General features: G+C 43.4%; 6 protein-coding genes and 1 pseudogene. All 7 read left to right on the top strand.

Annotated features, from left to right (window positions below; all coding sequences use genetic code 11):
* Positions 1-137 precede the first annotated feature (137 nt).
* A pseudogene (gene malQ / locus DWX57_RS14705) lies at positions 138-1,616 on the top strand (4-alpha-glucanotransferase); the annotation flags it as partial.
* A gap of 48 nt (positions 1,617-1,664) precedes the next feature.
* Entirely contained in the window at positions 1,665-3,914 is a 2,250-nt protein-coding gene (locus DWX57_RS14710; protein WP_243106216.1) for a glycogen/starch/alpha-glucan phosphorylase, read from the top strand.
* A gap of 172 nt (positions 3,915-4,086) precedes the next feature.
* A complete protein-coding gene (locus DWX57_RS09015; protein ID WP_120124054.1) occupies positions 4,087-5,604 on the top strand; it encodes a response regulator transcription factor in 1,518 nt (505 codons plus the stop codon).
* A 58-nt stretch (positions 5,605-5,662) separates the two neighbouring features.
* A complete protein-coding gene (locus tag DWX57_RS09020) occupies positions 5,663-7,375 on the top strand; it encodes a sensor histidine kinase (RefSeq protein WP_120123805.1) in 1,713 nt (570 codons plus the stop codon).
* 576 nt (positions 7,376-7,951) lie between these two features.
* Positions 7,952-9,253, top strand: a complete 1,302-nt coding sequence (locus DWX57_RS09025; protein ID WP_120123807.1) for an extracellular solute-binding protein — start codon at positions 7,952-7,954, stop codon at positions 9,251-9,253.
* Positions 9,254-9,360: 107 nt separating this feature from the next.
* Positions 9,361-10,755: a carbohydrate ABC transporter permease gene (locus DWX57_RS09030; protein ID WP_120123811.1), complete on the top strand. Its 1,395-nt coding sequence runs from the start codon at positions 9,361-9,363 to the stop codon at positions 10,753-10,755.
* A complete protein-coding gene (locus tag DWX57_RS09035) occupies positions 10,755-11,633 on the top strand; it encodes a sugar ABC transporter permease (protein ID WP_117550505.1) in 879 nt (292 codons plus the stop codon). The genes DWX57_RS09030 and DWX57_RS09035 overlap by 1 nt, the downstream gene beginning before the upstream one ends.
* Positions 11,634-11,658 lie beyond the last annotated feature (25 nt).

The following is an 11,658-nucleotide window of genomic DNA, read 5'->3' on the forward strand; positions in this document are numbered from 1 at the left end:
TTTTTTACAGCTTTTACATATTGTACATTATCAATATGATAGAATTGTACAATTAATTGCTTATATAATGCAAGCATAAAAGGGGAAATGCTAATAAAATACAAGCCATAACAGGAACTGTTTAGGAGGTATCAGAGATGAATAAAGCGTTGGAGCGTGGCGCAGGAATACTCCTGCCGATAAGCAGTCTCCCATCACCGTACGGAATAGGAACCATGGGAAAAGATGCTTACGAGTTTGTCGATATGTTGAAATGTGCAGGCCAGAAATACTGGCAGGTTCTTCCGATAGGACCTACAAGCTTTGGTGACAGTCCATATCAGTCATTTTCAGCATTTGCGGGCAATCCGTATTTTATCGATCTGGATACATTGATAGAGGAAGGACTTCTCACAAAGGAGGAGGTAGAATCCTACAAATGGGCTGACAGTGATGACGAGATCGACTATGCCAGACTGTACAGACAGAGATTTGAAGTACTCAGAAAAGCATTTGGCAGATCAGAGCACAAAGACAGCAGGGGTTACGCAGATTTCATAAAGGAAAATGAACAGTGGATAGATGACTATGCGCTGTATATGGCGATCAAAGCTGATCATAACAACAGAGAATGGCTTGCGTGGGAACCGGCGATCAAGAAGAGAAAGCCGGAGGCTATGGCAGCTTACAGAGAAAAGCTTGGTGAAGACGTGGAATTCTACAAATTCCTTCAGTTCAAGTTCTACGAGCAGTGGATGCCATTAAAAGAGTATGCCAACAGAAACGGCATAAGCATCATTGGAGATATTCCGATCTATGTGGCACTGGACAGTGCTGATGTGTGGGCGAACACGGGCCAGTTCCAGCTGTCCGGAAGCCTTGCACCGGCGGTTGTGGCAGGATGCCCACCGGACATGTTCTCAAGCTACGGACAGAAGTGGGGCAACCCGATCTATGACTGGGATGTCATGGAGAAGGATGATTTCGCATGGTGGAAGAAGAGGATTGCTGCATCGGCAAAGCTCTACGATGTGATCCGTATAGATCACTTTATCGGAATAGTCAGATATTACAGCATCCCGGCAAATGGCGAGCCGAAGGATGGCTACTACAGACAGGGACCGGGAAAGAAACTCATCGATGCTATAGACAGTGCCATAGGTTCATCCAAGGTTATAGCTGAGGACCTCGGCGTGGTCGTGCCAGAGGTTCAGAAACTTGTGAAGGAATCCGGTTATCCGGGAATGAAGGTGTTGGAATTTGCATTTGACGGCAATACGGCAAATGAATATCTGCCGCACAATCACGCAAAGAACTACGTAGCGTATATCGGAACCCACGACAATGACATGTTGAAAAGCTACATCAGCGGACAGAGTGAAGATCTTCAGGAATATATGATGAAATACCTCATGGCTGACAGTCTGGATGATGTGGCGGAGAAGATGATACACGCGCTTTACATGAGTTCAGCGGACACGGTCATACTTCAGATGCAGGATATTCTTGGCAAGGACAACAGTGCCAGAATGAACTATCCATCAACGCTTGGCGGCAACTGGAAGTGGCGGCTTACCAAGGGAGCAACATGGGAATTTACACAGAAACATATAGATAAATTAAGGGATCTCACCAGACTGTATGGAAGAAACAGGGTGAAGACGTATATTTGTAAGGAGGATATTATGTTAAAGGATATTTGCATGAAGAAATACAACAAGGAGATCAAGGATTGTACAAATGAGGAGATATATTTCGCACTCCTTGATATGACAAAGAAGCTCGCAGACGGAAAGGTTTCAGAGGAGGGACAGAAGAAGGTTTATTACATCTCAGCAGAGTTCCTCATCGGAAAGCTTCTCTCGAACAATCTCATCAACCTTGGTGTATTTGACGAGGTTAAACAGGTGCTTGCTGAGAATGGCAAGAGCATCTATGACATAGAGGAGGTTGAGCCGGAACCATCACTTGGAAATGGCGGACTTGGAAGACTTGCAGCATGTTTCCTCGACTCCATGGCAACCCTTGGACTTCACGGAGATGGAATCGGACTTAACTACCACATGGGCCTGTTCAAGCAGGTATTTGAGAACAACTACCAGAAGGAGACTGCAAATCCTTGGATTGAGGCAGACAGCTGGCTTGAGAAGACAGACGTTACCAACACGATTACATTTGGCAACCTGAAAGTCCAGTCAAGAATGTACGATATAGATGTAACCGGATACGAGAACAGAACAAATAAGCTCCACCTCTTTGATATCGAGAGCGTTGACGAGTCCATCATGGAGCCGGACGGAATTAGCTTCGACAAGACAGACATTGCAAAGAACCTGACACTCTGCCTGTACCCGGACGACAGCGATGAGGCTGGAAATCTTCTCCGTATCTACCAGCAGTATTTCATGGTGGCAAATGGCGCAAAGCTCATCCTTGATGAGGCTAAGGCAAAGGGCTCAAATCTTCACGACCTGGCTGATTATGCAGCAGTTCAGATCAATGATACACATCCTTCAATGGTGATTCCTGAGTTCATCAGACTTCTTACCGCTGAGGGAATATCATTTGACGAGGCTACAGAGATCGTGACAGAGGTGTGCGCATACACCAACCACACTATCCTTGCAGAGGCTCTTGAGAAGTGGCCGCTTGCTTACCTTGAGAAGGTTGTTCCACAGCTTGTTCCTATCATCAAGAAGCTGGACGAGAAGGTTCGTAACAGATACAAGGATGAGAGCGTATATATCATTGACAAGGATCAGAGAGTGCACATGGCACACATCGATATACATTATAGCCACAGTGTAAACGGTGTTGCATACCTTCACACAGAGATCCTCAAGGATTCTGAGCTGAACAACTTCTACAAGATCTATCCTGAGAAGTTCAACAACAAGACAAATGGTATCACATTCAGAAGATGGCTTCTCCACTGCAACGAGCAGCTTGCAGCTTATATCACAGAGCTTATCGGTGACGGCTACAAGAAGGATGCAGAGAAACTGAATGACCTGGCTAAGTTCTATGATGATGACGCAGTCCTTGGCAGGATCATGGATATCAAGAAGCAGAACAAGGTCGTTCTCAAGGATTACCTTAAGGAGACACAGAACATTGACATAGATGAGAATTCTATCTTTGATATACAGGTTAAGAGACTTCATGAGTACAAGCGTCAGCAGATGAACGCACTCTGGGTTATCCACAAGTACTTCGATATCAAGGCAGGAAATCTTCCAAAGACTCCTGTGACTGTAATATTTGGTGCAAAGGCAGCTCCTGCATACACCATCGCAAAGGATATCATTCATCTCATCCTCTGCCTGCAGCAGCTCATCGATAATGACCCAGAGGTGAGCCCATACCTCAAGGTTGTCATGATCGAGAACTACAATGTGTCAAAGGCAGCAAAGATCATACCTGCATGTGACATTTCAGAGCAGATCTCACTTGCATCAAAGGAGGCATCAGGTACCGGAAACATGAAGTTCATGCTGAACGGCGCGCTTACACTCGGAACAAGAGATGGTGCAAATGTTGAGATTGGAGAGCTTGTCGGCGAGGACAACATTTACTTCTTCGGCGAGTCAAGCGAGGCAGTCATCGACCACTATGCAAAGGCTGATTATGTGTCAAAGGATTACTACGAGCAGCCTGAGATCAAGAAGCTTGTTGATTTTATCGTGAGCGATGAACTCCTTGAGATCGGACAGAAGGAAAGCCTTGAGAGACTTCACAACGAACTTATCGTAAAGGATTGGTTCATGACACTCCTGGATGTTGAGGATTATATCAAGACCAAGGAAGGCGTACTTGTAGACTACGAGGACCGTAAGACTTGGGCAAAGAAGGCACTTGTCAACATCAGCAAGGCTGGATTCTTCTCATCAGACAGAACCATCGCTGAGTACAACAAGGACATTTGGAGATTATAATATAAAACTTAGTTTATTTCACAGCAGGGGACGGAGGGGTCAGGCACCTCCGTCCCCTTTTGATTTAGGTTTTGGTGGCGAACAGGAAGTAAGTCGGTTATAATTAAATATACTAAAGTTGGAATGTGATACGAAATCAGTTCACATCAAGAAAAAGAAAGGCAGTGGAGAGATGTATAGAATACTGATCGTTGATGATGAGAGAATAGAGAGAAATGGAATAAGATTCCTTCTGAAAAAGCTGAATATGGAATTTGATATCGACGAGGCAGTAAACGGGCTTGATGCATTGGAGAAGATACGTCAGGCGGATTATGATATCCTCCTCACCGATGTGAAGATGCCTTTCATGGACGGTATAGAACTCATTGACAATGTGGTAAATGAGAAGAAGAAAATGAGATGCGTGATATTCAGCGGCTGCAATGAATTTGATTATGCTAAGAGAGCAATAAGGCTGGGAGTTGTGGATTATATACTGAAACCGGTCGATCCGAAGGAGTTTAAGGAGACGCTGGAGAAGGTTGTGGATGAGCTGGAGGCGGCTAAAGCCTCGGATGAGCTCAAGAGCAAGAGTATGGAATTTCTTTATGAGCATGCGTTGTATATGCTTGTAAACGGCGAGGATATAGACAGTATTAGAAAAGAGTATAACGGGCTGGAACTCAATTTTGCAAAATTCAGAAGGATACTTCTCGTTGAATTTAACCATGATTTCTTTGGCAGGAGAGATGTTGATTTCAAGAAAAATGAGAAGATAACGGCACTGGGAATAGAAAGATATCTCAATCTCAATCAGCAGCAGGAGCTTATATTCCTGGGAGGGGGCGTTGATGTTGTGCAGGCTGCCCATGAACTGGTGAAGATCATCAAGAGTGATTACGATGAGGATTGTTATATAGCCGTTTCATCTGATATAGACAGGCCGGAAGATATGAAGCAGAAGGTAGATGAGCTTGATGAGCTTATGGACAATAAGTTTTATCATCCGGAGATAAAGGTGTTCTACCCAAATATGGAGAGCGATTCGTCAGGAATGATCCAGTTTGATGATGACACTCTCATGAAACAGATGAAACAGGACATCAAGATGAAGGATGTGGAGGCACTCAGGGAACATTTTGACAAATTCTGTGAAAAGTACAGGCACAAGAATGAGTGTTCACAGATATATATAAAGTTTCTCTACTCAAATCTTTTGAAGGACATATACGGCAGTATAGATGGGACCGGTGAGGCGGATCTAAACAAGGATGTTGAAAAGATGTATATGACGACGGATTTTCAGAGTCTTACAGGTCTCGTTGAGGTTGCGATAGACAGACTGGCGGCCTGCTTTGAGGACAAGAGTCAGACCGGACATAAGGAAGTGGAGATGGTAAAGCAGTATATTTACAGGAATTACGGGAGCGAGCTAGGCATAGATATGCTTGCGGATATGGTATATCTTGCCCCAAGTTATCTCAGCACAGTGTTTAAGAAAGAGACAGGACAGAACCTGAGCAAATTTATCAAGTCATACAGAATGGAGCGGGCAAGGGATATGCTTGAGAATAGTATGGCGAAGATTGTAGATATAGGTGCGATGTGTGGTTATCAGAATGTATCCTACTTTTGCTCGAGTTTCAGGGAGTTTTATGGAGTGAGCCCTCAGAAATTCAGGGAGAGCGGTGTTGCAGGCGGTGAGTAGACATACAGCAGACTTGGAAAAGGACGATTGCAGAATTCGTTAAGCAGGGGGATCGTAGATGAACAAAGGTGGAGTCAAGAAGAGATTTCGTGATATGAAGCTGACTGGCAAAATGGTTGTTATTTATCTGCTGGCCGGACTTGTGCCTGTTATGATAATACTGGGTATAACATATATGGAGATGAAAAAGATCCTGTGGGCCCGGGAGACAACAATCTTGGAATCTTATGTCAGCCAGACCACGGATTCCATGGACAATGAATTGGAGATATACAACAACCTCTCTAAATATATATCGTATAACCAGTCGATTGCAAAGATACTGAGCGCAGATCAATCGGCATATCAGAATTATGAGCAGTTCAGTACGGTGATCGATCCTCTGCTGGCATCAATCATGTATTTCCATGAGGATGTAAACCAGGTCACGATATATACTGATGCCAGTGATGTGAAACATGGGTCAACAGTTGCACCATTAAAAGATCTGGCGGATGGAACGCATGCATATGATGATCTGGATAACAATATACACTGGCATATTGATCTGGAAAGCCGAACTGCATTTTCAGTCAGCCGGATGGCTATGCTGGAGCAGAAAGGTGCCAAGGGCGTTTTGTATGTAGGCGTGGATTATGACAGTGTATTTCAACCGTTTTATACAGAGACAATGTTTGATAATTATGGGCTTATCATAGAGGATGAGTATGGACATATGATATTCAACAAGAATACATTTGCCGATGAGCAGTCAGCATATGAATTGGATGTGGATAAATTCGATGTTCTGAGAGAGATGGATAATTCAGGGTATCAATTTATAGATAAGACATCCAAGGCGACCGGCTGGAACATATGTGTATACAAGCCGAACAAACTTATAATCTCATCGGTTCGACCGATACTTATAATAGCGGTGGTGGCACTCTTGGTAAGTATGCTTGCATGTATATTATGTATACATATGGTATCAGAATTTATAACGAAGCGAATCAAAAATCTTCAGAAGACTATGAAGGCCACCGAGACAGGAAATCTGGGCATGGTTATAGGAAATGACAGTACAGATGAGATTGGAGATCTTATAAACGGCTATAACAGCATGAGTAAGCGCCTTGATGAGACTGTCAATGAGGTATATCAGAGCAAGATCAAGGAAAAAGAATACGAGATGAGGGCACTTCAGGCGCAGATCAATCCGCATTTCCTGTATAATTCTCTGTCTATGATTAATTGGAAAGCCCTTGAGGCGGAGCAGGAAGACATAAGCCGGATCACCCTGTCTCTGTCCACATTCTACAGGACAGCCCTGAACAAAGGAAAAAACATCCTGCTTGTCAAAGATGAGATAGCAAATATCAAGTCGTATCTTGATATCCAGCTTGCCATGCATGACAACAGCTTTGATGTGGTGTACGACATAGATGACAGTATTCTGAAGTATGAAACATTGAATCTGATACTCCAGCCGCTGCTTGAAAACGCGATAGGGCATGGAATTGACGTTAAGACTGATGGCAGAGGAGAGATACGCATAGAGGGAAAGGAGAATGGAGATTTTCTTGATTTCACTGTGTCAGACAACGGAGTTGGAATGACAAAGGCCCAGGCCGCCCTGATCCTGTCCAAGTCGTCCAATGGCTACGGTGTGTCAAATGTAAACGAGAGGATCAAGCTATATTATGGAGAGAAGTACGCGGTGAAGATCGAAAGCACCCCGGGAGCCGGCACGAAAGTAATGCTCCACTTCCCAAAGAGAGTAGAAAACTAGAAAAATTATAAAAAATACGAAGAGTGGATGTACCTTTTGAAGCTTATTAAAGCTCAAGAGGTACATTTTTTTATACTTTATAATAACAAAACCAGTTATCGGCGAAAAATAAAACAGAATCTATATATGTAATAAAATCTATATATGAGAGACATAATAACATTGCTAATATTCTTTTGACGAAACCAGAGTATATCTTATATAGCCGCCTTGTGTGATATAGGAGATCCGCCACTGTATATGCGGTCGGGGCGGTAGCGCAGTTGACTGCCATTCGACTGGTTTCTTGCCGGAGCGGCGCCCGCAGCGCCCTTATCGCGGGCAGAGCGCAGTGCAGATAGAAGCCAGTCGAAGGGCGGGCAGACAAGCGTGCTACGGCAGCATATACAGTGGCGGATCTCCGCGGCACACGCCCGCCCATCAAAAAAACAACATATCTAAAAAATCCAACATGATTCTAAAATCATTGATATATACGGATTGGAAACGTTTTCCTATAATAATGACATAAGGTAAAGGTACTGCAAAGGTGTTAAAAACATTCAGTCAAAACTATATTTTTAAGGAGGAACGATTATGAGAGTTAAGAGATTTGCAGCAGTTGCACTTGCGGGTGTAATGGGAATGTCAATGCTGGCAGGATGTGGAGATTCAGGAAAGGATGAGTCAACAACAGCAGCAAAGAGTGATGCAACAGAGGCTACAGATGCAACAGAGGCAGCTTCAGAGGAAGAGGCAATCAAGACAACACTTACAGTATGGGGACCAGCTGAGGATCAGTCACCTGATTACGGCGAGTGGTTACAGACAACATGTGAGGCATTCAAGAAAGAGCATCCAAACTGGGATATCACATTTGAGTATGGTACATGTAGTGAGGGTGATGCAGGAAAGACTGTTACACAGGATGTTTCAGCGTCAGCAGATGTATACATGTTTGCAAATGACCAGTTACAGACTCTGATCGATGCAGGTGCTATCTCAGAGCTCGGCGGAAGCACAGCAGATTATGTTAAGTCAACAAATTCACAGGCAATCGTAGATTCTATCACAGTTGATGGCGGTATCTATGGTGTGCCATTTACAACAAATACATGGTTTATGTACTACAACAAGAAGACATTTACAGAGGATGATGTAAAGAGCCTTGACACAATGCTTGAGAAGGGTAAGGTTTCATTCCCACTCACAAACTCATGGTACATCGCAGCATTCTACCTTGCAAATGGCGGAACATTATTCGGTGATGGTACAGACAATGATGCAGGAATCAACTTCGGTGGCGACAACGGCAAGGCTGTTACAGACTACCTTGTAGATCTTGTAAACAACAAGAACTTTGTAAACGATGAGTCAGGTGTTGGTATCTCAGGTATGACAGATGGTTCAGTATCAGCAATGTTCTCAGGCTCATGGGACTACGCAGCATTACACGATGCACTTGGAGATGATCTCGGAATCGCAGTTATGCCAACAGCCAAGATCGGCGGTGCGGACAAGCAGCTCCTCTCATTTGCAGGATCAAAGGCAATCGCTGTAAATCCTAACTGTGAGTATCCACAGGTTGCCGTTGCGCTTGCACTCTACCTTGGAAATGAGGCATCACAGGAGTCACACTACACAGCAAGAAACATCGTTCCATGTAACACAAGCCTTCTTGAGAGCGATACAGTTAAGGGCGATGCACTTGTAGCAGCTCAGAATGCAACATTCGATACAACAGCATTCATCCAGCCATTTGTTCCTAAGATGGGCAACTACTGGACACCAGCAGAGAACTTTGGTAAGTCTCTCGTAAATGGTGAGGTTACACATGACAACGCAGCAGATATGACAGAGTCATTCAACACATCACTTAACACTGATGTAGCACAGTAAAAAATACTAGTTATATATTTCAAAAACAGGTGCTCCATTCATCTACAGGTGATGGGGCACTTGTAATAAGAAGAGATAATGATTTACTTTGAGACGGAGGTGTTAGGATGGCTCAGGCTATAACAAATAAAAAAAGTAAAATGAAGAAAATACGAAGATCTGATTACCCATATACCGTTGCACAGGCAGTGGCAAATGGAGACATAGCTACCAGAATTTCATTTCTGATCTTGGGGTTTGGAAGCATAGTCAGAAAACAGTTTGTAAAGGGATTTTCGTACCTGGTACTTGAGGTACTGTTTATATGGTTTATGATAAAGCACGGAGCATCACTCCTGGTGGATCTCTTCCATCTGGGTGGTCAGGAACAGCAGAAGGTCTGGAATGATGCAAAGGGTGTATTTGAATATACACAGGGTGACAACTCTCTGCTCATGCTCCTGTACGGTGTGGCAACACTGTTTATAATTTTCGCATTCATCTGCCTTTGGGTAGTAAGTATAGAGAGCGCATACAAAGCGTATTGCCTGTGGGATAAAGGCAAAAAGGTTCCAAAGTTCAAGGACGATGTGAAGAGTCTGTTTGACAGCAATCTTCATGCTTTTCTTCTTCCTCTTCCTGTACTTGGAGTTGTTATATTTACGATATTGCCATTGGTTTTCATGATCTTTATGGCATTTACGAATTACAGCAAGCTTGATTCACATACAGTTATATTCAACTGGGTTGGACTGAAGAATTTTGCAAAGATATTGAACTTTAGTGATGCAATAGGAAGTACATTCTGGTCAGTGCTTGGCTGGACGCTTGTTTGGGCTGTGGCAGCCACATTCAGTAACTACTTCCTTGGAATGATACTCGCAATGGTGATCAACAGAAAGGGAACCAGGGCAAAAGGTATGTGGAGAGCGATTTTCATGCTCTCAGCAGCGGTTCCGCAGTTTGTATCACTTCTTCTGATGAGGACTATCTTCAGTCAGAATGGTATCGTCAATACATTACTTATAAATAACGGAATAATCGACAATGCTATTCCATTCTGGAGCAATGCAACACTTGCCAGAGTCATGGTAATTGTCATCAATATCTGGATAGGAATTCCATTTACCGTCATGCAGGTCACAGGAATTCTCCAGAGCATACCGGAGGAGATATACGAGGCTGCGAGAGTTGACGGCGCAGGCCCGGTAAAGATCTTCTTCAAGATCACTCTTCCTTATATGTTGTTTGTCACAGCACCATATCTGATAACAACATTTGCGGGAAATATCAACAACTTCAACGTTATCTACCTTCTGTCAAATGGAGCGCCTACTCCGGTTGGAAAGACTGCCGGAAAGACAGACCTTCTTGTCACATGGCTCTATAAGCTGACGGTTGATAACCAGTACTATAACTTAGGTGCTGTTATAGGTATCATGACATTCATAGTTCTCGCTGTTGTGTCACTGGTAACTTACCACAACACCGCATCATATAAAGATGAGGAGGGATTTCAGTAATGGCTAAATCAAATAATAATGAGATTAAAGCAAGAAGCAAATGGACACTGGGAGACATCGTGGTTCATATCATACTGGTAATCCTTTCGGTTATCTGGGTACTGCCGATCGCATGGATAATCATGATAAGCTTCAGAGGAGAGAAAGGACAGTATGTTTCAACTCTGTTGCCAAAGTCTTTGACTCTGGCGAACTACACAAAGCTTTTTACAGACACAGGTATCCTGAACTTTATGCAGATGTTCAAGAATACTTTGATAATAGCAATTTTCTCATGTATAATATCAACAGCGTTCGTGCTTGCAGTTTCATACTGTATGTCAAGAATGCGTTTCAGACTGAGAAAGCCATTTATGAATGTGGCACTTATACTTGGAATGTTCCCGGGATTCATGGCTATGATAGCAGTGTATTACATCCTTAAGGTTCTGGGACTTTCAGAAGGCTCACTCATCAGGGTTGCTCTGGTACTCGTATATTCAGGCGGTTCAGGACTTGGATTCTATATCGCCAAAGGATTCTTTGATACTATACCAAAGTCGCTGGAAGAAGCAGCATACCTTGATGGTGCTACAAGATGGCAGTCATTTACAAGGATAATCATACCACTCAGCCGTCCGATCATAGTTTATACGGTTCTGAATTCGTTCCTTGCACCATGGATTGATTTCGTGTTTGCCAAGGTTATATGCAGAGCCAACAAGGACTATTACACAGTATCCATCGGACTTTGGAACATGCTCGAGAAAGAGTATGTGTACAACTGGTTCAACTCATTTGCGGCTGGTGCAGTGCTGATATCCGTACCGATTATCATTCTCTTTATGTTAATGCAGAAGTGCTACAAGGATAGCATGTCTGGAGGCGTAAAGGGTTAAGGATAATATATGAAATTATTTGCAA

The organism is Coprococcus sp. AF19-8AC (genome assembly GCF_003603115.1).
GTDB classification, from domain to species: domain Bacteria; phylum Bacillota; class Clostridia; order Lachnospirales; family Lachnospiraceae; genus Coprococcus; species Coprococcus aceti.

Coding starts and splice junctions, on each gene's coding strand:
- DWX57_RS14710 (WP_243106216.1), top strand. CDS start 1,665: ATGTTAAAGGATATTTGCATGAAGAAATACAACAAGGAGATCAAGGAT.
- DWX57_RS09015 (WP_120124054.1), top strand. CDS start 4,087: ATGTATAGAATACTGATCGTTGATGATGAGAGAATAGAGAGAAATGGA.
- DWX57_RS09020 (WP_120123805.1), top strand. CDS start 5,663: ATGAACAAAGGTGGAGTCAAGAAGAGATTTCGTGATATGAAGCTGACT.
- DWX57_RS09025 (WP_120123807.1), top strand. CDS start 7,952: ATGAGAGTTAAGAGATTTGCAGCAGTTGCACTTGCGGGTGTAATGGGA.
- DWX57_RS09030 (WP_120123811.1), top strand. CDS start 9,361: ATGGCTCAGGCTATAACAAATAAAAAAAGTAAAATGAAGAAAATACGA.
- DWX57_RS09035 (WP_117550505.1), top strand. CDS start 10,755: ATGGCTAAATCAAATAATAATGAGATTAAAGCAAGAAGCAAATGGACA.